The sequence below is a fragment of the Paucisalibacillus algeriensis genome, assembly GCF_000577245.1.
In the GTDB taxonomy this organism is placed as follows: domain Bacteria; phylum Bacillota; class Bacilli; order Bacillales; family Amphibacillaceae; genus Ornithinibacillus.
Window position 1 is genome coordinate 1 of sequence record NZ_CBYO010000021.1, and the last position, 25,928, is coordinate 25,928.

Below are 25,928 nucleotides of genomic sequence, written 5' to 3' on the forward strand. Positions count from 1 at the left end.
CCTATTATGCCTGCAAGCGTTGGACACTCTTATTCTATCAGGAGGTTATTTTTATACACAAACCTCATTTTCTTTCATTACAGGAATGCTGCCCCATTAGCACAATAACTGATTGTTCATCTTTCACTATTGCACCCGTAAGTTAAAATATCATTAATATCATTAGACCAATCTTATAACCAAGACCTGTTTGCCAAATGAATAATAATATTACCATAATAAGAAACCAAGAAATTCGCCAAATCTTCTTGGGTCGTACAAATTGAAGGAAATATAAGATACCCCAGATGACATATGAAAGCCCAGATGCAAAATACGTTTCGGAACCTGCTGCGTTTGCTAAATAAAGCCCCAAATAAAGCTATTGCGTTCAACGCTATTAACATAAACAAAAAGATAAAGTTATTTATAAGAAACACTTTTTTATTCAAGTTTCTTATAAATAAGATGGATGCCATTATTACTAATAAACCTATAAATATGAAAGGAATAGCGAGAGAAGTAATAGTTCCACCGTCATCATTTATCATCAGTATAATGCCAAATGCAGTCACCCCAGCACCAATAAAAGCCAGTATTTTTCCCATTTTAGACAATTTATTATAAACACCTACCTTATAATAATTATCACCTTATTATAAAGTCTTCTAAACTGACTCACTTTTAAGTACAGTAATTCTACATATAATCATTAAAGCCCTCTTCAACACTCCCGCCTTTATACTTCAACCCAAAGGGTGCGATCTCCTTCTTGAAGAAACGCACCTTCACAAACTTTTGATTTAAGACAATTTTAACCCATTAAAAATCAAAGCTAACTTTAATCACCTAACGTATTTATAAATTTAATTAAAGACGTAGGTACATACCTTTCTTTTCTATAAATGAATATTGTTTTAACTAGTCCATATTCATTCGGAATTGAATGCTGTCTAAGGGTTCCTTCTTGTATATGCTTTGCAACCACACTCAGTGGTAGCATACTTAGACCAAGTCCAGAACATACACAACCAATGATTGCATCTAGGGTGCCAAATTCCATTATTTTATTTGGAATTATCCTCTCTTGCTGTAACCATTGTTCAAGCTTTTCCCGATAAGAACATCCAGTACGGAATACAAGCATTGTCCTTGTTTGAATATCTTTAATAGAAGAAATAGGTGGATGTTTTGTATCAGTTATTAGTACCAATTCCTCTTCAAATACTTCCTTTTGAACCAGTTCAGGGTGCTTAATAGGTCCGGCTACAAATGCTCCATCAAGTTCATACTGAAGAACCCCTTGAATATTTTCTTCCGTAGAACCTGTTTTTAATGTTAGATCAACTTCAGGAAAGTCTTTATGATACTTTGAAAGTACGCTTGGTAATCGAACTGCTGCTGTTGTTTCCATTGAACCAATAATTAACGGACCTTTAGGTGTTTGATCATCAGTCATCATATTTTGAGTTTCTTCAATAAGAACGAATATTTTTTCTGCATACTTTAGCAACAAGCTTCCTTTGGCTGTTAATGCAGTTCCGCGATTATGTCTATAGAAAAGAGTTGTTTGAAGATCCGATTCCAACTGCTGTATTTTCATTGTGATATTTGACTGTGCATATTGAAGTTCTCTTGCTGCTTGAGAAATACTTCCCATTTTAGCAACAGTCTGAAAAATTTTCAATGTATGCAAATCCATTGTATTCCTCCCCCGCCTTTCATTTAGCCATCTAATTAACTGATAGCAACTATTATTATTATGTATTATTCAATATACCAAAAAACATATATGCTTTAAATAGATTAACTTTTTGGAGGTTTTCATTTGAAGAAGCAAACTTATCATTTTTTAATAGGGGGAATGTTGTCTTTAGTCATTGCTATGGGGATTGGAAGATTTGCATATACTCCCATTCTTCCACTTATGCAAAAAGAACTTTCTTTTTCAAATACAATAGCTGGCTATATAGCATCAAGTAATTACGCAGGATATTTGCTTGGGGCAATTTTGGCAGGTTCCTTTCCTTTTAAGAAGTATAGAACCATTTTGTTAAGAATAAGTCTAATCATCACAATTTTATCCACTGCACTCATGGGTCTCGCATACTCTATTTTACTTTGGAATGTACTTCGCTTTCTATCAGGAATTTCTAGTGCTTATGTATTGGTCATAGCCTCCGGTATTGTGTTAGATAAGCTTGCTACTATAAGCAAAACCAATTGGTCTGGCTTATTCTATGGAGGGGTAGGTCTTGGAATCTTTTTATCCAGTCTACTTATTCCGAGTTTAAACCATTTATTTCAGTGGAAAGGAACTTGGATAGGACTAGCTGTTGTCAGTGGAATCCTTACTTTCTTCGTATGGATCTGGCTAGATGAAAAAACCAACCCTGATGAGTTGAAAACTAAACAAAAAACTTTTACACAAGATCCCTCCAATAAAGGACTCTTATTGTTGAACATTGCCTATGGTTTAGAAGGATTAGGTTATATAGTTACAGGAACGTTTATCGTATCTATCGCTGAAAACACCTCATCCTTTCAGAATGGTGCTACCTTAGTTTGGATGATGGTTGGATTGGCTGCAATTCCATCCTGTCTCATCTGGACTTTTCTTTCTAAAAAATGGGGTTATGTTAATTCATTAGTGTTTGCAATGACTTTGCAAGCCTTTGGTATAGCAATGCCAGCTTTATGGGGCTCACAATCTAGTTTTATTATTAGTGCAATATTGTTTGGAGCTACGTTTATGGGTATCACTACAATTGCTATGACATTGGGACAACAAATGAATCCATCTAATAGTAGTCGTACTATTGGCACACTTACAGCTATTTATGCTATTGGACAGTTAATAGGTCCAATACTTGCTGAAGCCTTAACATCTTTCACTCATAATTTTAATTCAGCATTGATAGGAGCAGCTAGTGTCATTTTAATTGGAGCAGGGATAATTTTATTTGGAATTCAATTTAAGAGAGAATATCACTAATCAATACAATAAAAGAATGTATTTAAAATCACGAGGTGAGATTTATGCTAAAGAATGAAATGACAGAAATTTTACAAATTCAGTATCCGATTATACAAGCTCCTATGGCTGGCGGAGTAACAACTTCTATATTAGTAGCCGAGGTTTCAAATTCTGGAGGTCTAGGAATGATTGGTGCAGGTTATATGACACCTACCCAAATGCGAGAACAAATTAAAGAAATAAAACAGTTAACATCAAACCCTTTTGGTATAAATCTATTTGTTCCCGATGAATATGATGTTATAGAGGAAGAAGTAAAATCAGTTAACGAGATATTAAACCCTATTCGGGAGCAACTGAATTTACCTGGAAAAGATAGGTTTGAAATTCCTAATTTTAATACTGTTTTTGAAACATTTATTGACCAAATAATGGTTGTAATTGAAGAGAAGGTTCCTATTTGTTCCTTTACATTTGGCATTCCTTCTAAGAAAGTAATTGCTGAATTTAAAAAAAATAACATAACTTTAGTGGGAACGGCTACTACTGTTAGAGAAGCAATTGAAAATGAAAAAGCAGGGATGGATATTGTTGTTGTTCAAGGTAGTGAAGCTGGTGGACATCGTGGGAACTTTATCGATGGGTATCAGGAGAGTTTAGTGGGTTTAATGTCACTTATCCCACAGGTTGTTGACAATGTAAATATTCCTGTTATTTCTGCTGGAGGAATTATGGACGGAAGAGGGTTAATGGCTTCTTTTTGTTTAGGGGCGAAGGGTGTACAAATGGGTACGGCTTTCTTGACTTGTATTGAAAGTGGAGCACATAAGGTACATAAAGAGGCTATACTTAATTCTACCGAAGACAATACTATATTAACTCGTTCATTTTCTGGTAAATGGGCAAGAGGAATAAAAAATAAATTTATTTTAGAAATGCAGAGGCACGAAAGATTTATACCAGATTTCCCTGTTCATAATATACTAACCCAAGATATTAGGAAGACTTCTAGTGATCAAAATAATCTAGATTTTGTGTCACTTTGGTCTGGTCAAAGCCCAAGGTTAGCTAAAAGTCAAACAGTTGAATCATTAATTAAAAATATTATTGTAGAAGCAAATAAAATAAATTTAGATATACAAAGGTTGTACTAACTCATTGCTCTTATGTAGAACTCATTTCAATCTAAATTTCTATAGGTTTTTGTAAGGTCAACCAAATATTTCTAGTTGACCTTTTTTATAAGGTTTTACTAAAAGTAGACAGGGTAGCACAGTAACGCATATTGTGTTATTCAACTAACCTGCCCCGTTAGCACAGGAGTTTTACTATACATAATATTCTGGATGTTTATCCCAAAAATAAAGACCATCAATTTGATGATCCTTATTTAACACTTGCACCCATTAGCAAGATAAGAAAAAAATTCTCACTCTTTTCTAAAATATTTATTTACATTGTCGATACTTTACAAGTGTTAGTTGTTCCCACTCTTTATACAGTTTCTCTTTCGTAAGTATCTTCCAAGGGTTAAATATCGTTTGCCCATGTTTATTGAAATATAATCCTTCCCCAATATAATAAGCTGCATGTTGAATAATAGCATTTTCATCTTTCCAAATAACAATGTTCCCTTGGTGTAGTCCTTCATCTAGAAACTCCTCATAATGGTACTGTTTCAATTTTTCAAGAAATGTTTTTTGATGTATCCATTCATAAATAAACCACTCTTGTTTCCCTTTTGAAATAGCAAATAAAACTGCTGCTAAACAATTTGCACCTTGAAGATGACTAAAAGTATTGGCAAATGGTTTTAGAAAACTAGGTAAGGACTTTGGTAATTCCTCACATTCCCCCTCATTCCACCATTCATTAACCATAGTTGTAAGTAACTGCTCTTTAAATGACTCCTCAAGCTTTTCCCACATGGAACGCTGAATGACAACGTGCTCATTCACCAAATAACTTGAAGGTATTTTATCTATCTCCTGTATATATGTAATCGATAGTACTAGCCCTCTTTCACTTTCCACTTGTGAATTTAAAATTAATCGTTTTTTCTCTTCAGATATGCCTTCAATCCATTCTTTTTCAGCAATTATTACGTATTGAGCGTTCTTTATATTCCAGTACTCATAACCATTTACATAATTTAATTGTCGATACGTACTGTGTTTATAAAACTCATCTATTGGCATTAATAACACATCTGTAAAGTCAATTTCATGATTAAGATGTTCTTTAGAAAGAAAAAATAAATCTCTATCAGGCACATAACTTTCCATCCATGATAGTAGGACTTCTTTTGTCGGTTTAATTATCACTATGTATTCCTCCAACTTGAATTTTACTGCTGATTGTTTGAATCAGTCTACCTAAGTAAACTAGTTGTACTTCTCCAAAACATACCTGCTTATTTATATTAAACTGCTACATTAGCTCAAGATCTTATCTTTGATATTAACATAATTTACAAATAATAAATAATTTTTCCAAAATAAAAAGGCAATCATTTTCAATGATCACCTTCTTTAACTATTGGACCGGTTAGTGGAGTAGGGTTATTTACTTATGGTATCAAACAACTCCACATCTACATTTTCAACATCATTCCAACTATAAAACTTTTCTAAATGCCACTTTTCTTTTAACCTTGTATAGTTGTTAGCATGAATCCATTTATGTAATTCGTCATAAGAGTTCATTATTTTCTTATTTTCCCCTTTATGTCTTGTTACAGCATACATTTGAGATGGGACTGTTAGTGTTACCATATCAGGTGGAATATCCTCAAACTCCTTTACTTCAACACAAACCCAATAACCATCTTTATCGACAGTTTCATTTTCAACAACAAACGCACCATATTGTTGCAATGGATTGACAACGTGTTTAATTTCACTAATACGCTCACTTAAATGAGATGATGCTTTAGGAATTTCAACTACATATTGGTCACCTGGACACAAAACTCGAAAACCCACTAACTTTAGTTCATCAAGTTCTTTTATAGTATTATTCAATTCTTTTGTTTCTGACATTGTACTTCCTCCTTCTACATAACTATTTCTACAACGACACTTAGAAACCTTCCTCTTTCACTAACCTAACCTTTAATATAATTAATTCTATAAAAATAGCGTTAATCCTTCTTGAATTATTGCACCCGTTTGTTGAAGGAAAGATTATGAGTTTCCTTTGTTAATTAGAATATACAAATCACTTAACGCACCTAAAATAAAACCCGATAACATTTCTGTAATTGGTGGCAAGGGTGCTTAATAAAGTAATGCACATTGTTACTTTATTAAATAAAGTTATTCACAGGAATCTTTGTACGTAACAAAAAATGGTGTCAATAATGAACCAACAAAAAATATTAAGAGTGCTATTCCAAGAGTTACAAGAATGTTGCTAAACTGTGAAAGGAAATTACCGAATATTAACATTGGTAAAATGGTTAATGAAACAAATACGAATCTACCAGGAATTGTTATCTTATGTTTAGCTCCACAGTCGTCACATTTAATTGGTTTATAATTCCACCAGAAAGATTTGTAAATTTTATTCCAACTAAATTGTGCATTGCAGTTTTCACATTTTTGCAAAATAGCCCCCCTAATAATAGTTTTCGCTCTCTATCTTAGGTTATATGCTTACGTCATTAAAGCACCTTTTAATTGAAGAACATAAATGCTGAAAAATACAAAACAATATAGCTAATATACAAATATAATAGCCTTAAATTAAAACACAGACAGAAGTTCATAAAAGCCTTAGATATCTTTTGGATAACTAAAGACACAACAAAAACGATTAATAACGTAAATACAATTTGTAAATAAAGTTTATTTAGCAAGTTACTAAATGTAGGGACTAATCCGAGGATGATTCCACATATAGCAAAGTACAAAAAAATTTCATATGGTTTTAAATCAATTGTCTTACTCGATAGTATCCCCCCCTATAAAATCAAAGTAGTTTCTATTCTTCATCTAAACTGCCCCGTTATCACAACATCCCTATAGTTAAATATTAACACAATATTCAAATAATGCCAGGAAATTAAAGACCATCACATTTGATGATTCCTTATAGAACAATTCCACCCGTTAATCTAAGTACATTTCTTTACAATCTTTCCTTCACATAACAAAAAAAGCCACCTGGATTTGGTAGCCTTATCTGTATCTCTCAACTCTTTTTTTAGTAAATTACTATTTTTCCATTACTGCAAAATAGTTTTCTTCATTATCTGCAAAGTTAAATACTCTACCAGATGGCATATTTACAATCTCTCCGACCGTAATTTCTTTATTTACTAAGTTACTGTATAATTGATCGAAGTCATCCGTGAAAAACATTAAAGAAGGAGTATCGAGATTTAATCCAGGAGACATTTTAGAGATGAAATCCTTGTTGTGCAGAATGAGGCTTGTTTCTACACCTTTTTTAGGAGCAATTTCAATCCATCTCAATCCCTCATTGTTGTTCTCTTCAGCTATTACAGTAAAGCCTAATTTTTCTTTCCAGAATTTCACTGCCTCATCTTGATCATTTACATACAACATTATTTGACCGACTTTACTAAACATATTCCTTTCACTCCCTTATAAGAATACTGTTATTACTTTCTATCATTTATATTCTATGTTGGGAGGTTAAAATCCTTCTTCAATTAACCTGCCCATTAACGAAGCAGAAAATAAACAGGAATTATCATTAATGACGATCCCTGTTGTATTTAGCTATTGCACCCTTTAGCACAATAACTAACTAATAGGACATTATTTATACTTTAAATCTTTTTTTAAGTAATAATGTTTAAAATCTCTACCTACATCATCTAAACTTCCGAATACCTGATAACCATTCTTTTTATAGAAATCCAATGCTTGGAAACTCAAAGTATCTACTTTTATAAAATCACATTCTTTTTCCAAAGCTATTTTCTCAAGCTCTGATAATAATTTAGTTCCATACCCGGATTTTCTTATATCCTCATCTATCATAAAAGTATGAATCTCCAACCAATTCCAACACACCTCACTAAGGATTCCACCACGAACAGTACCGTTATCATCCTTAAGAAATAGACAGATTTCTTCATATCTACCTCCCAAATCTTTTGGAAAGTGCTCCAAGTTAAATCTGTAAAGTTCATTATCAATATGTTGTTTATCCTTATTATTTAATTCTTTACTAATATAAAGTGTCATTTTACACTTCTCCTATTATATCTTTTAATATTATAATTCTGGTAAAAATTATCTAACTCCTTCTTGTTTCACTAAACTGCCCCGATAGTTAAATAACGGGTGCATCATTCTTATTCAGGTAACGCTCCCTTTTGTTCAATTAGTATTTAGATAATCTAAGACAATATCAACTCTTTCATTGACTGAATAATCACCTTCAATTTTTAATATTGGACAAGATAAGTCTGCCATCCAATTTTCGTGTAAAGATTTACTTCTAACTTCGAATCCTGCACTATCATATAAAGATGCCCACTCTAAAAATGTTTTCGATTGTTCATATTTGCTACCACCAGCTACTATTTCATTTCCATAACGCTGAATTTCCCTCTGTTGTAACCTTTCAAGCCTTATATCTTGTGGAATCCATAAGAAGATAACAAGGTCAAAATGACATTTAAAGTTATCACCCCAACCACACACTGCACCAGAAAGAATATAGTCTTCATAAAGTGATAAATCTTTTTCAAGCATACGTCTTCTTTCAGGTACTTCCCTTTGTTTAGTGAATTTAGTTGTCCAAAAATAATCATCGGTATCAAGGTATGTATGCGGCAAAACCTTTGATAATGAAGAGCCAAGTGTTGAAGTTCCAGATCCCGAAGCTCCCATTATATGAATTCGTTTTTTCATTTTTTCTCCTCCTTAGATACTTTTTCGTAACATAAAATTCACTATGCTTCTTCCACTCTTCTGCCCCATTAGTAAAAGAAGCAGTTAATCATATTTAACTAACGCACCCAGTTTATCCAATAAGAATTACTTTGAATTTATATAATAAATTAGATTATCAGTCCATTCGTCAAATTCATAAATAAATCCTTTTCTTATACATTCAAACTGCATTCCAACACTTTCTGCTAATTTTATCGAAGGAGTATTATCGATATTAATGTGTGCTTCTATTCGATGATAATTTAGTTTTTCAAAAGCAAGAACTATTGCTGCTTTAACAGCTTCCTTTCCATAACCTTTTCTCCAAGAGTGGTTATGAATCGTATAACCAAATCTAGCCCATTGAAATTCATCCCTCATAATCGTAGAGAAATCTATTGCACCCAAGTGAGCATTATCTTCTTTTCGAAAAATTCCAAATACATAAACCTTGTCATCTGAAGCCATCTGTTGATGGTTTTTTATCAATTCTTCAAACCATTTTTCAGTACAAATGCTCATATCTACTTTACCGTCGTCATATTTGTGCTGTGAAGGCATTCTTTTATTATATTGAGTTAACCAATTTAAATAATCTTCATTATTATATGGTCTGATTATTAATCTTTCTGTCTCTGTATTGTAGTTAAACATCCTCAAACAAAACACCCCATACTCCCATTTGTGCATTGGTGATATCACTATAAATTTCTATAACCGTATACACTCCGCCCTTAATAAAATGCAATCTAAGCTTTTAATCTTTCACCATAATTCTCACAATCCTTATTGAACTAAACTGTTCCTTTAGTTAAGGGACTTGATATTCAAAATATTAAATAATATTCTAACATAAAGTGGTATCAATCCTTCATTTTTTATATGGCAACTAAAATAACACCCCTAATGGCATGGTGACAATATCTATTGTCACGAAGCTATTAAGGGTGCTAATTACTATGCTATTAGATGGGCTAATTCATTTGTCACTTGCAATGTTCCCCCATGAAACCTGAACTACTTACTTTTTTGATAATCGCATTTATAAAACCTGGAACTAGTTAGATAAGAAGTAGTATACCTATAGCTTTTCAGCTAACTCTTTTATTACTTTCTTCGATTCAGATGCAAATTCTACTGATGCATCATAATAGTCTTGACCACTATTCAAAACTGAAAAATCACCAATTTGAATCTTTAATAATGTATTTCCATTTGAGTCTTCTAATTGATACAGATATGCAATGTCGCCTTCAGTAACTTTTTCTTCCCAATTCGATGAGTATAAGGCAATTTTCAATTCCTTCATTTCTTCTGCCTTTATAATGGTTGTAACAGTCTGTCCACCGTTCGGATGTTCCCAAACCACTTTACTTCCCTTCCCCATAGGATCACTAGGATAATTCTCTGGAAGTTCATCCCACTGAGCGACATATTTCGGATTAGTAAGAACCTCCCATACGGTTGAAGGAGATGCCTCAATAAGCACTTCATCTTTTACAATCAGTTTTTCGGTCATTAGATTTCCCTCCAAAATAATGATGTATCATTGTAATTACCTAAAACCGACCTGTCACAATAGTAAAACAGGTCCATCTTTCCTACTCTAAGTAACGCACCCAATACAAATAAACAAATTATTCTCTACTAGGTAAAATGAATGTAATTTGTTCCATCCCTGGTAAAAAGCCAAAATTATAATACAGGGACTCAGCCGAATTTCCTACGGTTACAAAGAGACGAACAACTTCATATTTTTCTGTCAGAGTAGTTAAAGAATATTTTAAAAGATTTGAAGCTATTCCTCTTCCCCTATATCCTTTATCAACCACAATGTTTGATATCAACGGTAGGTCTTCCCACATAGATATTAAACATGCTCCAACCAATTGATTATTATGTTTATCTAGGACAAGACAAGAGGATCTTTGTAACAATTCTTCGGTGTTATACTTGAAGTAATACTCTAAGTCAGATCTTTGTTGTTCGATTGTATTATCCGCTGGATAGCCAATACTGTCAGCCCCTAAATAACCTTTGTAGAAAAGCTGTGTTATTTCTTCTAAGTTATCAACTGTTGGCGTTTCTATAATAAAATCATTTTCCCAATTAATCATTTCGAAATTCTCGGTTGGCCTAATCATAATGCGCCTAGTCTCAATCGGTTGAAATCCCCATCGTAAAAAATGTTCAGACTGATAGGATAATACTCCCATTACTTCAATTGGCTTTGTTGGATCGGATAATTCTATCATATATTTTTTTAAACTTCCTACTACACGATACATATCTGTAAATGGAGGTTCTAAGAAAAAAGACCATAACAAATTTGATTCTAAGCATACCCCACCTATACGCTTTCCACTCAATAATATCCAATAGGAAGGAATATCATCACTAAAAATAGCTACACGTCTTTCCCAACTTTGTCTAAAAAATACATTCTCTCTATAAGTAGTATAATGAATTGCAAAGTCTTTCGGATTAGCTTGCATTAGGCTGAATTCGTTGTCCAGTTTACTATACATGATATCCCTACTTACAATTTTAAATTTTGGATAGCTACTCAAAAACAGCTTTTTCTATTAACTGGTTTAGTTGATACAATTTACATAATATATTTAGTAAACCAAGCTATATATTTTGCTCCCCATATGAATAAAAATTGGGCAAGTATTGTACCTAATAGCCTTGACGTTACCATCATTAACGACATACTTTTCAGTTTATTATAACTTCCTCTTTGATTTACAACATCGTCTGCTATTACAGATATTTTCGGATCAATAAAAATAACTAATAGTATGGTTGCTATCCCATTTATTAAACCTGATGCCATAATAGCAGTAGAGGCTCTTTCTGGAGCTAATAAAGCTGCATATAGTGCAGATAATACTCCGATGGTATAGATTGCAGTTATTACCATATTTACACAGAATAATTTGATTGGAATATCCTTAACACTTGTATTCTGTAAGTATGAAAACTTAGGCAAACTAAAATGTGTTATGCCGCGCTTTATGTAATGTAAGGAAAATATCCTTTTCATTAAGGAGGGAACAGACCCTTTCTCCTCTGACAAATGTATGATAGCTCTTGAAAATAAAGCTATAAAAGTAGGGAGAAGAATAATTCCAAATATTGTTCCAACTGTGGATGCACCAATGAGAATTCGAAATTGAGCTTCGACAAACTCTAGAGCATTTTCCTTTGGAGCAGTATCAATTAGACTACCAGTGAAAGGTTGTTGCATCATATTCGCTAGTCTAGAAACGATAACCATTATGTTAAAAAGAGATAGTGCTGATACAATCATTTTAACTCTTGCACCAGACAACCTCACAGCGTAAGCTAACGTTTCTATTGAATGAATGATAAAAATAAACAATGCTATAAATAATAGTTTTTCAGTAATAAACTCCATGTAATTACCTGCTTTTTCATCTGAATTTAATAACCCCTTGTAATAATACCATATATCCTTATTTTCACATTAACGAGTTCTTCTGGCACAATAGAAGCCAAAATCAATAACTCCATCTCTCGTTAAGACACCCGTTCTCTCATTATGGTGAGGTATTAATATTCCATCTTAGGTTACTCTAAACCTGAGGTGATTCATGTGCTTCAGAAATCGTTACTTTCCATTGTTCTTGTTTTCTTCCTTTTTAATTTATCCGTGGTCATTGCTCAGGGTAATAATAATATCGAGATAATGGATATTGAAGAAAATAAGGTAATTAAAAAAACACCAACAAATCCAAACATACAATTAGAAACGGAAAAAATCATTCAAGAAATCGATGGTATCGTTAAAGCATTCAAGCCAATTCCAGAAAAAGGTTATATGATTAAAATCCCCTTAGAGCCATCTTATCAGTTAGAAAACAAATGGATTAATGCTTTAATTGATGAGGTTATCTTTATTATTCCTGAAACAGGAAAACCGTTCTTACTTATATTTGACGATGAAAACAATTCTTACTTTTTTACATTCCAAATAAAAATTGATAAGTTATTAAAAACATTAGATTTTCCCATTTGAAAGACCTTTTGTGGTCTTTTTTTGTTGAACTCTTACACCTTTAAGTTCAACAAATACAGTTTTGTAATTTGAGTAACAACTCTTCTTTATTAACAATAAAGTCCTTAATGGAATGAACAGCAGAATATGAATAACCACCTGTGTTTGCTAATAGACATTCATCATAAATCAAACTAATATTTAACTGTTTTTTAGGTTCTATTTCATTTTTCCTTAAGTAATTAGTTAATTCATCATATAAATGATTACTTGGATCATCAATTGATCTTTCTACAGAAAAACTCCCTGCAAGACTACTCCACCACACTCGGAATCCTTTGTAAATTTCATTATAAATCTTTAAACTATCTGAATTATGGATGAGGAGTTTTTTGTAAAATAAATAACTCTCCTCATGAAATATCTTGATATCTATACTATTACCTTCGTCCCTTGATATTCTGTTTAAAACGTCATCCCACAGTTCTTTAAATTGCATTTCAAAGTTAGCGTTAAACATAATCATTTCCGAAAAATAAGGGAATTTTAATTGTTCTTCTCTTTGTTTTTGATTGAGATAAATATTTTGCAAGTAAATTAAATAGTTTAGAACATATGGCGTATCTATTCTCATAATTAATGAATTATCCATATACACGTACTCCTTTTGTAACAATTACAAATTCTAAACTGAATTTCCTTATTATATAATTCCTGTTCCTTTAGCTAAACTATCTCTTAGCCTCATACTATTGACCCAATAGTTTTATTACTTCTCTAAAATTATATAGTCCTTTGTTTTGGAAGTTGGTATCTTGTATTCGTTCGCAAAGTTAAATAAAATCGGTATATATTTCTTCTGGATAGAAGTTTGTAATTCTAAAGCTAAACCCTTGCTTATTTCTTACAATTACACATTTCTTTCCCCTACCAACACGCTTAAACCTTATACCATCATTTTGATTAGAGAGAACCTCTTTTTGTATATTGTTAGGATCAGAACACGTATTATAAATGTCAATGAGCCAGCTCCAACTTTTAACTTAAGATTCATCGATACTGTCATAATAAGAAAGATAGAATAAGGTATTAGAAAGTAATACAATTGGGGATTACCTCTACTAGCAAATAATCCTCCGATGAGCAAAAATAATAATAGCGTTCTTTGTGGTGTCGCATGATAAATCATTCTCCCACCCCTGACCTAATTAATTTTCCTGCTCCATTAGCGTAATATCTCATACTTTAACATTAACGTAATATTCTGGAATTGATATTTGGATTTTGTGAAAAGAAATGGCGACCTTCTTTATGAATTGCACCTTTTAGTTAAACAACTTCTTTCTTATTGATTGAACTATTATTTGTATTTACGCAAATACTCTTTTTCCAAAATACTGAAGAAATATTGGTCAAGCCATTTGTTTTGCCAAAAAAGCTCTTCCTTAAAAATAGCTTCCCTTGTCATACCGATATCTTCCATCAAAGCAGCTGAGCGAGTATTTTGTGAATTACACATTCCAACTACTTTATGTGCATCTAACTTTTCAAAAGCACATTTAAGTAATAGTTTAGCCGCTTCTCTTCCATAACCTTCTCCCGAATATTCAGGAATTATCGCAAAACCAACTTCCCAGCTTTTCCTAAATTCACTATAACTCCATATTTGAGCTAAACCAATTGGAGTTTTACTACTATCTGCTAGTGTAACAATAAAATCATAACTTCTTACACTTTCTTTTTCTTCAATTTTATGTAAATATTTCTCACGCACTACAATTTCATTCGATTGTACATATTCCTCAAAATACCATAGGTTCTTATCACATTCTATCCTGCAAATAAAATCTAAATCATTGATTGATACTTTAGACAACAATACTTTTTCTCCAGAAAGCTCCATTTCCACTTCCCCTTAAGTTAAACAACTTCTATTCTTAGCATTAACCTATTGCCAAATAGTTTTATTACTTCACTAATATCATATAGTCTTTTGTTTTGGAAGTTGGAATCTTGTATTCGTTTGCAAAATTAAATAAATCGTTATATTCCAACTTGATCACCTTCTTATATTAGTGCAGCCATTAGTTAAATAGTGGCATTATTCAGCACCGATCTAAAAACCATCCTTGTACGTTATTAATGCAACCTTATTTCCATCCTTCTCAAATATCTTTTTAGAACCTAATCTGTCTATCTCTTTCCAACCGAATAATTTCAAGTGTTGAACACAAAGGCTATTTCCCCCTTACTAAACTAACCTGCTCCGATAGTTTAATAATAACTTCTATCTAAATACTAACATAATATTCCGAAAACAAAATTAGAATTTACCCACAAATAAAGGTGATCTCATTTGGATCACCTAACTATTGCACCCTATAGTTGAGGAAGCTATTAAGTAAAGATATGGTGTAAGTAATCTGCGTGACCTCGTATAAGCTCAACTTCATCCTTTGATGAAATCCAAAAATAATGGAATGTTAGTCCGTCCTCATCTCCTCCACCTGTTGGCTGGTAATCCCACTCATCTGGAGCATCCGATACATTTATCTTGTAAAAAAATCTATTATGTATAGCACCATCATCATTTTCCCAATTATCTTCTGCAATTAAATTCTCAATTACAAAATCCTTCAATCCTGTCTCTTCTTCAATTTCTCTAATAACTGCATAATAAGTATCTTCTTGATCATTCACTGTACCTTTAGGTATTTGAATTCCGGCTTCAGGAATGGGATGTTTAAAAACCAATACTTGCCTTTTTCCATTCTTTATCCTGGTTACGTAGCCATATGCTTTTTTAATTGAACTCAACCCAACACCTCCTCAATTATTTTAAACTTCTTCAACTCTGCCCCTATTATAAATTCGACAAAAAAGGTGCTACTCCTTCTTTAAGGAATGCACCCGATATTTTACGTGTAACTCTTAAGAAGTGTAATTTTTTTAGAACTATTAATACTCATTACAGACAATAAACAACAAGAACAGTAATAATAACCTTATCCATTAAACTCCAAAAGTCTCCTCCACTAACAATGTACCATTGGATTCATCAGCTTTAATTGTAATGGACAAAATCTACCTTTACCACAAATAAGTGACATGTTGGCAGCCGACAGAGATTAATTATATAATACGTATTTAGTTCTACTACAGGACTTACAGACTATCTGAAAAAATTGTTAGAATTCGAAATCAAATTAACTTCTGAGGATACAGAATAAACCCATCTTGCATGGGTTAATTTTTTTGTGAAAAAAGAGCCTCCAACGATAATTTCCTAGGAGGCTTTATATGGTCTAATCCTTATTCAATTGATTTTTTAAGTATAGGGTCTTTGCAACTTTTTAATTCTTTTCTAAGTCTATCTATTTGACTGATAAATAGTTGCAACTCAAATTTATTTACCATATAACTCATTTCTTCAAAGTTATTATGAAGGATTTTAACGAAAGATTAATTTATTCTAATAGTCATGTTAGAGAATAAATTATAATGCTCAGCAGTTGGAAAACCTGGATTTAATTCGATACTCCAAGTTTTTTAATAAATATTGTTAGCCAGTAGGATAAATATACAACTCCAAGGTCTAAAAGAAATACATATATCTCATTCATACCTCTGTTAAAATCTACTAAGCCCATTAATCTCTCTAAAGATAAAAATCCAAATGAAAATACAGCGCTAAGAAGGATTGTATAAATGTAAAAGTTTTTATTATGATTTAAGCAATATTGATACACTAGCATAAAACCTACAGGAAGGACAGATGAGGTTATACTAAAAGCAAACGGTAATATAGGAATTATAAAGTATTGATGCACGAACAAAGTAGAAGAGCCTAATACTATATCTACGTAAGTCCACAACATATGTACAGATAGGCCAAAGAATAATATTTCAAACATCTTGGTTCGATCTATAGCAAAATATAATATAAATAAGGGTGTAATTAATAATAATACTACAAACCAGAATTGCCAGGAATCTATACTGGAGAATTCTTTCCAATAGGAAATTAGTGAAGAATCTAACCCAAGACTTCTTTCATAAATATCAATCCAAAATTGGTTTTTATCCACCTGGTATCCTCCTATTGCTGGTCGAGCACCTAATATATAAATATCTTGCTACAAAGAAAATAATCTATACTGTGTGTTTTAACACTAAATTATAAATATATCTTGCAGGAATTTATTTTTTTGATCACAATAAGAACAAACGTTCCGTAAGGTTATTCTGTTATGAAGGGTTTATTCCAACGCTCCATTAATAACAAAGAGAAGATTATTATCTTTTATATTGATAATAAGAACCAGGTAACTCAACGTTATGTTCGTGTGTGAATAGCATGAATGACGCTTATATGGTGGCTTTTTGTTATTGGATGGTTTCTAAGGAACGCAATTAGTTCGTTTGCTATAACTATTCTTTTATCACCCAATATTGTCACCATTCTTCTATATCTTTTTGAATTAACCTGCCAAGTAAGTACAAGAACTTACTTAATATAAACACAATATTCAAAATATTTAACCCCGAAAATATAGACTAGAAATGTAGATGATCCTTTATTTTCTTGCACCCTATAGTTAAATAAGAAGAACGAAAATCCCAGTATCAGAAATGTTTTGTCTTACAGAATGACTTTTTTATAAATAAGTCTAAAATCATGTTCCTAGTGTAAAAGTTCTTTCCCGCAATAGTGAATGATTGCTTAGTGTAACGCTATTAAAAATAGATTTTCTACAGTCTGTCACTCAGTGAAGATAGCAAGATTCTCCAGTGTGGATTTTAAACCTGTGTCGTGATCCTCCTTTCGTACCCCTTCAGGTACGTTTTCACAAATGATAGTGACCTTTGTGCCTTCTGAAACAGCTTCAAAGTACCACGTCTGTATCATCTCACCTGAAAACGCTGGATTATCCGAATCGAATTTTACTGATTGCACAATTTTCTTGTCTGGAACCAACTCTAAAAACACCCCTCTGGATACATCAGTGTTTTCCGAAGTTTTTCCAGAGGTTGAGTGCTCTAATTCGTACGTTAGGGTCATACAATAATGTCCACCTTTGCGAGGTTCAAACATGTCAATATGACCCGACATTCCTTTAGGCGGAAGCCATAAAACTAATAATTCTGGATTCAAGAATGCCTGATAGATGGTTTGTGGTGATGCCAGAATCACTCTTGAAGCAGAGTCTATTCTTCCATTAGTTGAACAATTTGTCATAATAAAACTCCTTTTCTTTTTAAAGTTTATTACTTATGAATCTTAATTGTTTCTTCCAATATGCTCAATATTCATTTTTTAACGTTCCCTTCTTAAACTCTTCTGCCCCTTTTGTACTAACTCAACCGTTTGTTGTATATTGTTTTATTTATATATGTTTTAAGAAGTAGAGTGTTAAATCGTCATCATTAGCACATTGAGCATATTGCTCTAACTTTTGTCCTCTATACCACACTCCTGAACCATCGGGGATAAACCCCCTTTCAACATACATTCTTTGAGCGAATCCATATCCGTAATGTAAACCTACTGCAAGTGATACATAGTCACTGTCCCGATAGTTTAATAACTTCTATATAAATACTAACACAATATTCAAAATACTTGATTAGAATTTTAACCCAAATAAATAAGTTGACCCAGTTGGATCAACTTATTTAATAATTGCATCCTATAGTTAAAGAGCAATATCCTAGTCCAATCATTTATTCAACTGCCAGTAAAGCATATCGTTATCGTTTTTTATCATTGTCATATTTAGTTTCTCTAACACTTTAATTGAAGGGGTATTATCCTCAAGACATTCAGCTATTATTTTATTTACCGAATCAGAGTTAAATGCCCACTCAATGATACATTTTAACGCTTCTGTTGCATAACCCTTATTTTGTTCTGTAGATGTAATACCATAACCAACTTCAACTGAATTTTCATTGTCAGGCTTACCTTTAAACCCTATATCCCCAATTATATTATTAGTTTGTTTATCAATAACAAGCCAAACACCCCACCCTAAAGCAGATGCATCTTTTTTTAATTCCTCAAGATACATTCCAATATGAGGTCCAAGTTTGTATCCTTTTGTAGAATAAGTTAATAATGCCTCATCCGTACAAGGGGTAAGTGTAAGTCTTTCTGTTTGCAGCACCAAATTCATTTTTTCTCCTTTTCTAATTTCATCAATTTAATAACATTTCATAATGTTGTTTAACTATCCTTCCCCGTTAGCTGAACAAGGTGGCACAAGTCCAATGATAAGAAGGATAATAAAAGAGAATCTTATATTATTTTAATAGCCTTATAATAAACATGCAGATTTTCTCTTTCATGGACACACCAGTTAACAGTTTGTTGTATTTGCTTTTTATTAAACTAACAATTAGTTTCTTCGCCTTTAACTATTTTACCGCTTTGGTCATCTATATAATAAGTGCCAAAATTACAATCTGGAATAATTTACCACTTAACTACATACTCGCCCCTTTTATGACTTACCGATATAATTTTAACTTCATCTATCGCACCAGAATGGTTTTCAATAGCAATTGACTCTGCTTCTTCTTTTGTTATTTTTGGACTCGCACTTCCACAGCCAGTGACGAGATAAAGTATAAGGAAGAGTAAAATAATAAAACTATTTTTTTTCATTTCCTAACCTCCTTCATACACCGACACCAGTTTAAAATTTTATTATTTCTATGAAATTGTATATTTAAATATTAGTTCTCCATTTGGGTCTCTTTCATTCATAAATTTAAATCCTAAACTTTTATACAAGTTATAAGCTGCTCTATTTTCCTCTACGATACTTAAATATATAATTTTCACTCCATACTCTTTCGAAACAACATCAATAAGTTTCATCATTGCAATTCTTCCAAAGCCTTTGCCTTGATATTTTTCATCTATCATTATTCTATCGATCCAAGTATCCTTATTAGGTCCAAACGAACCATACATAGCAAATCCAACAATTTCTTCATCATCATATATTGCTACTGGATGCCACTCAGAATATGTATTAGCTTCTTTTAAACATGCATCTACTGTTTCGATAAAATTTTCTTGTCCAGGTTTTAATTTTATATTTCTAACAATTGATTCATTAGAATCATCAATATCTCTAAAATGCACATTACTCATCTTAATATCCATACTCCCCTAATTGAAAAATGTTTTTGAACTATCCTGCCCTGTTCAAGAACTCTATACTTCAATACTAACATAATATTTCAAAAGCAATATCGTGTTATTCTCAATAAATAAAGGCGATTATTCCTATAGATCATCTTGTTTAACTATTGCACCCTTTAATGTGGCTTTATATTAAACTAAACTACATTTTACGAAATAAGGTATAAATAATGATATTAGCAAAATCAAGACGAATATTGATGTAATTAAAACTACTACCCCCATAAAGATGGATGACAATGACAGAAAGTTTTTTATCACTAGAGCTAATTGTCCTGCTAGCATAATAGTAAGTATCGAGATAAATAAAGGTGTAGTTATTTCGTGGTTAGATTTGCATTTACTACATTGTGTAGACTTTTGAGGAAACCATAATGATGTATAGATTTTTTTCCACTCAAGATGGTGGTTACACGAATTACATTTTGGTGTCTTCATATTAACCTCCTGTAACTTCGAAAAGATATTAAATCTCCTTGTTAACTACAATACTTTTAAACATTATAGTAGCTGTCAAATCAGCCTCTTCTTCTTTCGTTAAATCACCCATTTGTTTAAGAAGGGTAATTATTTTTAAATAACAGAATAACCCCTAATAAAAGTACAATACTTATCAGAATATAAACTGAAACTGGTTCTAAGTATTCTCCGTAGCCATTAGAAAATAATATTGCTTCAGCAATATTAGATAATAGGATGACCACAGCAAATGTTAGCAAGGATAGTCCTACTAAAATCGTTCCAATATTTCTCACTTTCTAATTCCCCCAAACAAGTTTTTTATTTTATCTTCAAAGGCACGAGTAATAATCCTATTGAGCAATCGCATCCGTTAATACAATATTTTGTTTTTCTTACTCCACATCTTTTATTTTTATTTTTATCAGTTTTGACATAATCAAATGAACCACCGAAATAGTAAGTATATAGTCTCTATATACTTCATTTGTCCCTCCAAAAAGCGAGACAACAGTACTGAAAAATTCCAAACGAAAATATAAGTAAAGCAAGAACATAATACTTAAATTTTAGTTCCATTTTATTTCCCACTCATTAAACCGACCTGCCCCGTTATCTTGATAACTTCTATCTAAATACTAAATAATATTCTAAAAATAATATTAGGAATTTAACCATAAAAACACACCCCAAAGTTAGATTGTGTCTACCAATGGGGGTGCAGTACACATATTTAACACTCTCGCCCTAATGCAGTAGACCGTTCTGCACATCTATGCTTTCCGGACAGTCCTATTTTACCCAGTTCTCCTTCACTCAATTTAAAATAGAGACCTTGCATAAAGAAATTAAAACAATTAAGTCATAGCCATTCACCAGAACTAGAGCGTCTCATCCAATTTCTGAATCTTTGAGTGGGAAATTAAAAAAACATTGCCTAAAACGTCAATTTTGTCTCCCTTTACACGTAAAGCGCAATCTTTGTTCGACGCATAAATATTTATTTCTTCCGATAGGAGAGATAGTTCGCTTTGAACCATTGCAATGTTATTTTCAAGATCAAAATGAGACAGGACGGAAAAATTGTCAAGACCGATTCCTTCGTAAACAGAGCTCATTTCAACTTTATATCCAAAGTTTTTCGAGCATAACCATTTAGCGGACATATTGATTGCACCAGCGCTTGCCCCCATCACAACGGCACTGCTTTTTTTAATCGAATCCGATAATTTATATTCCATCAAAAATCCATTTTGTTTAAGAGTATTCCCCCCTAACAAGAAAATGACTGAAGCATTTTGAATTATCGTTTGGGCATCTTCCTTCTGTACGCGATAATTAATTAAATGATATTCATCAAATATAATGCCAGCCTGGTCAAGCCACGAGCGTTCAGTAGCACCATCATCTTCATAAATAGATGGATTCGAGCTAATCATAGCAAGCGATTTTCTATCAGTTATATCCCCCTGTAACACCCTGCCCAGATTTTCTGGAAAAAAATGGTTAAACCAACCTAAATAATAATGCGTTTTCATAAGTACCCCCATAGAAAATGTAAATAACCTTTATTCCTTTCGTCACTCATTCTGTTTTCTTGTCACCTATATAGTGCTCTCAATATGGCCCAATTGTTGAACACAAGTTAAACAACGCTTTTCAACTAAACTGCTCCAATAGTTTAATACCTTCCACTTAATACTAACATAATATTCCAAAAACTAGATTAGAATTTTAAGGTGACCCAGTTGGATTACCTTAATTAACTATTGCACTCTCTAGTTTAATTAGAAATGATACGTTTTTCTTCCAATTGGCTATTTCTCTTTTCGAGTTCCTCGATTTTTTTACTGGAATTTATGCCGGCATTAATTACTTTTTTAATGACAATGAAAATCAGAAAACCTATTAAGAATAGAATTACTAATAGAATTACTAAACTTAGTAAAAAACCGGTCAGATGAAAGTTAGACATAGACTTATTTTTCATTTCAGAAAAATCTGCACGTTAGTCATAAACAACTAAATACTAACATAATATTCCAAAAATAAAAGGCGTTCTTGAACAATCACCTTGTTAAACGATTGCAACCGTTAGTGGAAGAAAGCTATTTATTTCAATACTCCATACTCTCTATTACCTCTCCATTTTTGTCATAGCCATATGCTACATCTATTTTACTCAATATATTTCTGGGGTCTAGATTGGCTGGTGTCTCTGACATAAAGGTATTGTTTATAGCTTTAACTTCTTGTACCTCTCCATTATCATAATGTATAACAAACTTTTCGACCTGATGAACTTCAGACGAAATTGCACCGTATATAATATCTCCTGCTCCATCAAAGTATTTGTATTGTATATAAAAAGGCAACCCACTATCAAACGCAAATGTCATACCTTAACTCTGTTTATTACCATAGAAATACTTTCCTTCTTTATACTCATACGTGCCTATTACATGTTGATCATGGTCTAAATAATAAACAAGTTGTTTTTCATTATCTTGATTTACTACATCAATAGGTGTATCCCATTGACTCTGAACAGCCTCTTCAAGTGTATCGTGTCCCATAATACTACATCCGATTAGCACTATAACAATAAATAAAAATACTAAATAACTCTTTTTCCTTTTTATCCCCCAATACCTAATAAGCATAAGTTATGTTTTCCAAGAACCTTATTCAACAAAACTGCCCCATTAACACAATATTTTATAGTTAGATAATAACATAACAATCTAAATATTAATCCCCCAAAAAAAAGACCATCATCATGATGATCTTTTAGAATGTCAGCAATTACCACTTAAGGCGAGGATACAACGATTTAACGGTGTTGCCACTATGTATCTAAACAATTAACTTACTTAGTTTCAGGTATTAGAAAGCATTCAACGTCAAAGAAAAATAGCAGCTATGAACGACTTGATTATTCGACATAATCCATAGAAAATTCTGAAACTTATGATACAATTAGATTAACTAAATTTGCGATATAACATATTATCTTATTCAACTATTGGGCAGGTTAGTTGAGTCCAGATTGATCTTTGTTCAGCAATCGGGCCTTATTGTTTAACATGTGAATTGGAGGATTTTTTATGGGGGCAAAAGTGGAGTTAAAAAAAGCTGTTGATTTTTTTGTTCGAGGTGAGTTTTACTGTAGCCGTCAACCTGCGAGCCAGTTACTTGATTACAATTCTATAAAACATCTTGCATTTGGTACAACTGTCGGCGGCAGAACTGATGAGTTTTTCGTTTATAATGCAAATCCTGCTCCCGTTATAGAAACCATAAATAAACAAGGCACCAAAAAAGACTATTGGCTTACTGTATTTTCTGATGAAAAACCGTATAGTTATGATGCGCAGGGATATACCTTAAAAAGTACAGAATTTCTTATGATTTTAAAACTGGATAGCTGGTCTTTTGAAATAGAAAACAAGATCATAAAGCGTGTCAATACCGAGGAAGAAGCTCGGCGCATCAATCATTTTTTCGATAAGACTGTGATCGATCTTACAAAATTAGATGTTCCAAATTTACATTATTACGTTGGTGAGGAAAACGGGTATCCAGCATCTCATGGAAGCTATTTACTATTAGATAATAAGGTATGTTTTTTGGATAATGTATTTACTTCAAAAATTCATAGGGGCAAAGGAATGGCTAAGGCACTTTGCCGAAAAATGCTTATTGATGCCAAGCAGGAAGGCGCTGTCAAGAGTATACTTGCTTCCAGTCAAATGGGGCATCCTTTATACCTAAAATTGGGTTATCAAGATGTATCAAAAATGTGGGTGTTTGAGAAGCAATCCTAATCAAAAGTGCACGATGTTTTTAAAAAATCTCTTCACTTCTCCTGCGAAATGATGCAATTGATGAAAAAGTAGCAGTTGTTTATTTATTGTCGGGCAGTGCATTAGTTGAAGAAAATTATAATACGAATTAGAACTTCCAAATAATTGGAAGTTCTAATTTCTTATATAATATCAACATTAAACTTTAACAGAGCCTTTATAAATAATAGTTATGAATGCCAAAATAAAAAATGATATTGATAATATGTTAGTAAAAGTATAATAATTAACTAATAAATACTTTCCAACAACCAATGACAGAGCTCCCGCCAATAAATATGATATAAAATTAACAACTTTAGTATTTTTAAGTTGTAATACGTGTTTTGGAATCTTAACAATAGCAATAACACCCAATAAAATTAACAAGTTAGCTAAAACTACCCCATAAATGCAACTCATTTTGCCACTTTCTTACATATATTTCACCATAAAAACCATCAGTTCTTGTTTCACTAACCTGCTCCGTAGTTACTTCTATCTAAAGACTAACATAATATTCCAAAAATAACATATAAAATTTAACCACAAAAAAAGCGAACTTCTTGGATCATCTTCTTTAAATATTGCACCTGTTTGTTGAACAAGAAAGAACGCTTACCTTGAAAAAGTTTACAGCAAAACGAAAAGAAAGCTTACAATATTATTTCACTTTCGAAGTTTATTGCTAAAAAAGTCTGCTTGCTAAAATAATTAGGCTACTCTTCTAATTGAAGAATAGCACACCATTTCAAAGCAATATTCCTATAGATGAACAAGAAAAAAGAGCGTCTAAGCAGCTCAACAATCTTCAAGTAGACTGCCCGGTTACATCAATAACTCTACAATCTAAGCAAGAAATTAACTTTCTTTTTTTCTTTATTTCAAATTAATACCAATAAATGTAAGTGAAGCAATTAAGGCTAAAAAACTCGATATGAAAAATCCAACTGCATATGATGAGATACCTTCTTCTGGTACTCTATCATTTATTTCAACACCTAAAAAATATACTCCGATACCATCTCCGTCGACATTTGTTCCAAGTGACCTTAAATCTAATCCCTTGTTTAACAATAAAACTCCAAATAAAATTAGAACACAAACAATAAACCACCGACCTATTTTATTCATTTGTCGCTCACTCCTTAACTAAATTTTATCTCATCAACTGATATACCTTTATTAAACTCTTCTGCCCCGATAGCAAATTAACCTGGAACCAATTCACTAACCCACCCGTTAGCACAATAAGAAATTTGTTTTAAGCTGTTATAATAGCTAAGAAAGTAGAAGTAATACCAATTAAAAGTAATCCCCACATTACAAATTTTTTACCCTATGTCACTTTCAAAGTACAAATAAACAAACCCTACATAAATAACAGTGGGGCAATTGAAAAAAATGATATACCTGATATTAGCTTTTCGGTTGTGTAATCACCAAAGATAAAATGCAGAATAGTTACTGGATAGGATATTAAAGCAATCAAATAATGAAGTTTTTTTGTATCCATCTA

The 25,928-nt window shown here is 32.2% G+C and carries 32 protein-coding genes and 1 pseudogene; 5 read left to right on the forward strand and 28 right to left on the reverse strand.

What is annotated here, in order from left to right:
- Positions 1–173: 173 nt before the first annotated feature.
- Positions 174–596: a hypothetical protein gene (locus TY11_RS15545; protein ID WP_042148245.1), complete on the reverse strand. Its 423-nt coding sequence runs from the start codon at positions 594–596 to the stop codon at positions 174–176.
- 224 nt (positions 597–820) lie between these two features.
- Positions 821–1,681 carry a LysR family transcriptional regulator gene (locus tag TY11_RS15550; RefSeq protein ID WP_042148247.1) on the reverse strand — a complete coding sequence of 287 codons (861 nt, stop codon included), beginning with the start codon at positions 1,679–1,681 and terminating at the stop codon, positions 821–823.
- 126 nt (positions 1,682–1,807) lie between these two features.
- Here TY11_RS15550 and TY11_RS15555 point away from each other — a divergent pair, with 126 nt between their 5' ends.
- Both TY11_RS15555 and TY11_RS15560 read left to right on the forward strand, forming a co-directional pair.
- Positions 1,808–2,974 carry a YbfB/YjiJ family MFS transporter gene (locus TY11_RS15555; RefSeq protein ID WP_042148251.1) on the forward strand — a complete coding sequence of 389 codons (1,167 nt, stop codon included), beginning with the start codon at positions 1,808–1,810 and terminating at the stop codon, positions 2,972–2,974.
- 44 nt (positions 2,975–3,018) lie between these two features.
- Positions 3,019–4,110 carry an NAD(P)H-dependent flavin oxidoreductase gene (locus tag TY11_RS15560; RefSeq protein ID WP_042148254.1) on the forward strand — a complete coding sequence of 364 codons (1,092 nt, stop codon included), beginning with the start codon at positions 3,019–3,021 and terminating at the stop codon, positions 4,108–4,110.
- Between the two features lie 294 nt (positions 4,111–4,404).
- Here the strand turns inward: TY11_RS15560 and TY11_RS15565 are convergent, their stop codons facing one another.
- From TY11_RS15565 to TY11_RS15610, 10 genes are all read right to left on the reverse strand, one after another.
- A complete protein-coding gene (locus TY11_RS15565; RefSeq protein WP_042148258.1) occupies positions 4,405–5,280 on the reverse strand; it encodes a hypothetical protein in 876 nt (291 codons plus the stop codon).
- Positions 5,281–5,517: 237 nt separating this feature from the next.
- A complete protein-coding gene (locus TY11_RS15570) occupies positions 5,518–5,997 on the reverse strand; it encodes a GyrI-like domain-containing protein (RefSeq protein WP_042148262.1) in 480 nt (159 codons plus the stop codon).
- A 276-nt stretch (positions 5,998–6,273) separates the two neighbouring features.
- Entirely contained in the window at positions 6,274–6,564 is a 291-nt protein-coding gene (locus TY11_RS15575; RefSeq protein ID WP_042148265.1) for a TIGR04104 family putative zinc finger protein, read from the reverse strand.
- 609 nt (positions 6,565–7,173) lie between these two features.
- Entirely contained in the window at positions 7,174–7,551 is a 378-nt protein-coding gene (locus tag TY11_RS15580; RefSeq protein ID WP_042148268.1) for a VOC family protein, read from the reverse strand.
- Between the two features lie 192 nt (positions 7,552–7,743).
- Positions 7,744–8,175: a GNAT family N-acetyltransferase gene (locus TY11_RS15585; protein ID WP_042148271.1), complete on the reverse strand. Its 432-nt coding sequence runs from the start codon at positions 8,173–8,175 to the stop codon at positions 7,744–7,746.
- Positions 8,176–8,310: 135 nt separating this feature from the next.
- Positions 8,311–8,847 (reverse strand): ATP-binding protein, encoded by a 537-nt coding sequence (locus TY11_RS15590; protein WP_042148272.1) that lies wholly within the window; start codon positions 8,845–8,847, stop codon positions 8,311–8,313.
- A 126-nt stretch (positions 8,848–8,973) separates the two neighbouring features.
- The gene (locus tag TY11_RS15595; RefSeq protein ID WP_042148495.1) at positions 8,974–9,522 is read right to left on the reverse strand and encodes a GNAT family N-acetyltransferase; all 549 of its coding nucleotides are present in this window, start codon (positions 9,520–9,522) and stop codon (positions 8,974–8,976) included.
- Positions 9,523–9,949: 427 nt separating this feature from the next.
- Entirely contained in the window at positions 9,950–10,387 is a 438-nt protein-coding gene (locus TY11_RS15600; protein ID WP_042148275.1) for an SRPBCC domain-containing protein, read from the reverse strand.
- A gap of 118 nt (positions 10,388–10,505) precedes the next feature.
- Positions 10,506–11,396 (reverse strand): GNAT family N-acetyltransferase, encoded by an 891-nt coding sequence (locus TY11_RS15605; RefSeq protein WP_042148277.1) that lies wholly within the window; start codon positions 11,394–11,396, stop codon positions 10,506–10,508.
- An 80-nt stretch (positions 11,397–11,476) separates the two neighbouring features.
- Positions 11,477–12,292, reverse strand: a complete 816-nt coding sequence (locus tag TY11_RS15610) for a lipid II flippase Amj family protein (RefSeq protein ID WP_042148278.1) — start codon at positions 12,290–12,292, stop codon at positions 11,477–11,479.
- Between the two features lie 198 nt (positions 12,293–12,490).
- On the opposite strand from TY11_RS15610, the gene TY11_RS15615 reads away from it, so the two are divergent.
- On the forward strand, positions 12,491–12,913 hold the full coding sequence (locus TY11_RS15615) for a hypothetical protein (RefSeq protein ID WP_042148280.1): 423 nt from the start codon (positions 12,491–12,493) through the stop codon (positions 12,911–12,913).
- A gap of 46 nt (positions 12,914–12,959) precedes the next feature.
- Here TY11_RS15615 and TY11_RS15620 read toward each other — a convergent pair whose 3' ends face one another.
- From TY11_RS15620 to TY11_RS20900, 14 genes are all read right to left on the reverse strand, one after another.
- Positions 12,960–13,544, reverse strand: a complete 585-nt coding sequence (locus TY11_RS15620; protein ID WP_042148281.1) for a hypothetical protein — start codon at positions 13,542–13,544, stop codon at positions 12,960–12,962.
- A gap of 294 nt (positions 13,545–13,838) precedes the next feature.
- The gene (locus TY11_RS15625) at positions 13,839–14,081 is read right to left on the reverse strand and encodes a hypothetical protein (protein ID WP_042148283.1); all 243 of its coding nucleotides are present in this window, start codon (positions 14,079–14,081) and stop codon (positions 13,839–13,841) included.
- 171 nt (positions 14,082–14,252) lie between these two features.
- Entirely contained in the window at positions 14,253–14,795 is a 543-nt protein-coding gene (locus TY11_RS15630; RefSeq protein WP_042148285.1) for a GNAT family N-acetyltransferase, read from the reverse strand.
- Between the two features lie 494 nt (positions 14,796–15,289).
- On the reverse strand, positions 15,290–15,709 hold the full coding sequence (locus tag TY11_RS15635; RefSeq protein WP_042148286.1) for an NUDIX hydrolase: 420 nt from the start codon (positions 15,707–15,709) through the stop codon (positions 15,290–15,292).
- Between the two features lie 710 nt (positions 15,710–16,419).
- Positions 16,420–16,980 (reverse strand): hypothetical protein, encoded by a 561-nt coding sequence (locus TY11_RS15640; RefSeq protein WP_042148290.1) that lies wholly within the window; start codon positions 16,978–16,980, stop codon positions 16,420–16,422.
- A 674-nt stretch (positions 16,981–17,654) separates the two neighbouring features.
- Positions 17,655–18,131, reverse strand: a complete 477-nt coding sequence (locus TY11_RS15645; RefSeq protein ID WP_042148293.1) for an SRPBCC domain-containing protein — start codon at positions 18,129–18,131, stop codon at positions 17,655–17,657.
- 481 nt (positions 18,132–18,612) lie between these two features.
- Entirely contained in the window at positions 18,613–19,068 is a 456-nt protein-coding gene (locus TY11_RS15650; RefSeq protein WP_231495844.1) for a GNAT family N-acetyltransferase, read from the reverse strand.
- Between the two features lie 299 nt (positions 19,069–19,367).
- Positions 19,368–19,559, reverse strand: a complete 192-nt coding sequence (locus tag TY11_RS15655; RefSeq protein WP_042148297.1) for a hypothetical protein — start codon at positions 19,557–19,559, stop codon at positions 19,368–19,370.
- Positions 19,560–19,607: 48 nt separating this feature from the next.
- On the reverse strand, positions 19,608–20,054 hold the full coding sequence (locus TY11_RS15660) for a GNAT family N-acetyltransferase (protein WP_042148500.1): 447 nt from the start codon (positions 20,052–20,054) through the stop codon (positions 19,608–19,610).
- Positions 20,055–20,237: 183 nt separating this feature from the next.
- Positions 20,238–20,543, reverse strand: a complete 306-nt coding sequence (locus TY11_RS21125) for a TIGR04104 family putative zinc finger protein (protein ID WP_042148299.1) — start codon at positions 20,541–20,543, stop codon at positions 20,238–20,240.
- Between the two features lie 116 nt (positions 20,544–20,659).
- Positions 20,660–20,860 carry a hypothetical protein gene (locus TY11_RS15670; protein WP_042148302.1) on the reverse strand — a complete coding sequence of 67 codons (201 nt, stop codon included), beginning with the start codon at positions 20,858–20,860 and terminating at the stop codon, positions 20,660–20,662.
- Positions 20,861–21,445: 585 nt separating this feature from the next.
- Positions 21,446–22,102 carry a Type 1 glutamine amidotransferase-like domain-containing protein gene (locus TY11_RS15675; protein ID WP_042148304.1) on the reverse strand — a complete coding sequence of 219 codons (657 nt, stop codon included), beginning with the start codon at positions 22,100–22,102 and terminating at the stop codon, positions 21,446–21,448.
- A 579-nt stretch (positions 22,103–22,681) separates the two neighbouring features.
- A complete protein-coding gene (locus TY11_RS20895; protein WP_231495847.1) occupies positions 22,682–22,963 on the reverse strand; it encodes a hypothetical protein in 282 nt (93 codons plus the stop codon).
- A 3-nt stretch (positions 22,964–22,966) separates the two neighbouring features.
- Complete coding sequence (locus TY11_RS20900; protein WP_231495848.1) at positions 22,967–23,140, reverse strand: hypothetical protein; 174 nt, start codon at positions 23,138–23,140, stop codon at positions 22,967–22,969.
- Positions 23,141–23,375: 235 nt separating this feature from the next.
- Between TY11_RS20900 and TY11_RS20465 the strand changes: the two are divergent.
- Positions 23,376–23,569, forward strand: a pseudogene (locus tag TY11_RS20465) (IS1595 family transposase); the annotation flags it as partial.
- Positions 23,570–23,671: 102 nt separating this feature from the next.
- A complete protein-coding gene (locus TY11_RS15685) occupies positions 23,672–24,391 on the forward strand; it encodes a GNAT family N-acetyltransferase (protein WP_042148309.1) in 720 nt (239 codons plus the stop codon).
- Between the two features lie 897 nt (positions 24,392–25,288).
- Here the strand turns inward: TY11_RS15685 and TY11_RS15695 are convergent.
- Positions 25,289–25,543 carry a hypothetical protein gene (locus tag TY11_RS15695; RefSeq protein WP_042148314.1) on the reverse strand — a complete coding sequence of 85 codons (255 nt, stop codon included), beginning with the start codon at positions 25,541–25,543 and terminating at the stop codon, positions 25,289–25,291.
- Positions 25,544–25,781: 238 nt separating this feature from the next.
- The gene (locus TY11_RS20470; RefSeq protein ID WP_155982715.1) at positions 25,782–25,925 is read right to left on the reverse strand and encodes a hypothetical protein; all 144 of its coding nucleotides are present in this window, start codon (positions 25,923–25,925) and stop codon (positions 25,782–25,784) included.
- Between the last annotated feature and the right edge of the window lie 3 nt (positions 25,926–25,928).

Coding starts and splice junctions, on each gene's coding strand:
- TY11_RS15550 (WP_042148247.1), bottom strand. CDS start 1,681: ATGGATTTGCATACATTGAAAATTTTTCAGACTGTTGCTAAAATGGGA.
- TY11_RS15560 (WP_042148254.1), top strand. CDS start 3,019: ATGCTAAAGAATGAAATGACAGAAATTTTACAAATTCAGTATCCGATT.
- TY11_RS15570 (WP_042148262.1), bottom strand. CDS start 5,997: ATGTCAGAAACAAAAGAATTGAATAATACTATAAAAGAACTTGATGAA.
- TY11_RS15580 (WP_042148268.1), bottom strand. CDS start 7,551: ATGTTTAGTAAAGTCGGTCAAATAATGTTGTATGTAAATGATCAAGAT.
- TY11_RS15585 (WP_042148271.1), bottom strand. CDS start 8,175: ATGACACTTTATATTAGTAAAGAATTAAATAATAAGGATAAACAACAT.
- TY11_RS15590 (WP_042148272.1), bottom strand. CDS start 8,847: ATGAAAAAACGAATTCATATAATGGGAGCTTCGGGATCTGGAACTTCA.
- TY11_RS15595 (WP_042148495.1), bottom strand. CDS start 9,522: ATGTTTAACTACAATACAGAGACAGAAAGATTAATAATCAGACCATAT.
- TY11_RS15600 (WP_042148275.1), bottom strand. CDS start 10,387: ATGACCGAAAAACTGATTGTAAAAGATGAAGTGCTTATTGAGGCATCT.
- TY11_RS15605 (WP_042148277.1), bottom strand. CDS start 11,396: ATGTATAGTAAACTGGACAACGAATTCAGCCTAATGCAAGCTAATCCG.
- TY11_RS15610 (WP_042148278.1), bottom strand. CDS start 12,292: ATGGAGTTTATTACTGAAAAACTATTATTTATAGCATTGTTTATTTTT.
- TY11_RS15620 (WP_042148281.1), bottom strand. CDS start 13,544: ATGGATAATTCATTAATTATGAGAATAGATACGCCATATGTTCTAAAC.
- TY11_RS15625 (WP_042148283.1), bottom strand. CDS start 14,081: ATGATTTATCATGCGACACCACAAAGAACGCTATTATTATTTTTGCTC.
- TY11_RS15630 (WP_042148285.1), bottom strand. CDS start 14,795: ATGGAGCTTTCTGGAGAAAAAGTATTGTTGTCTAAAGTATCAATCAAT.
- TY11_RS15645 (WP_042148293.1), bottom strand. CDS start 18,131: ATGACAAATTGTTCAACTAATGGAAGAATAGACTCTGCTTCAAGAGTG.
- TY11_RS15650 (WP_231495844.1), bottom strand. CDS start 19,068: ATGAATTTGGTGCTGCAAACAGAAAGACTTACACTTACCCCTTGTACG.
- TY11_RS15655 (WP_042148297.1), bottom strand. CDS start 19,559: ATGAAAAAAAATAGTTTTATTATTTTACTCTTCCTTATACTTTATCTC.
- TY11_RS15660 (WP_042148500.1), bottom strand. CDS start 20,054: ATGAGTAATGTGCATTTTAGAGATATTGATGATTCTAATGAATCAATT.
- TY11_RS21125 (WP_042148299.1), bottom strand. CDS start 20,543: ATGAAGACACCAAAATGTAATTCGTGTAACCACCATCTTGAGTGGAAA.
- TY11_RS15675 (WP_042148304.1), bottom strand. CDS start 22,102: ATGAAAACGCATTATTATTTAGGTTGGTTTAACCATTTTTTTCCAGAA.
- TY11_RS20895 (WP_231495847.1), bottom strand. CDS start 22,963: ATGACATTTGCGTTTGATAGTGGGTTGCCTTTTTATATACAATACAAA.
- TY11_RS20900 (WP_231495848.1), bottom strand. CDS start 23,140: ATGGGACACGATACACTTGAAGAGGCTGTTCAGAGTCAATGGGATACA.
- TY11_RS15685 (WP_042148309.1), top strand. CDS start 23,672: ATGGGGGCAAAAGTGGAGTTAAAAAAAGCTGTTGATTTTTTTGTTCGA.
- TY11_RS15695 (WP_042148314.1), bottom strand. CDS start 25,543: ATGAATAAAATAGGTCGGTGGTTTATTGTTTGTGTTCTAATTTTATTT.
- TY11_RS20470 (WP_155982715.1), bottom strand. CDS start 25,925: ATGGATACAAAAAAACTTCATTATTTGATTGCTTTAATATCCTATCCA.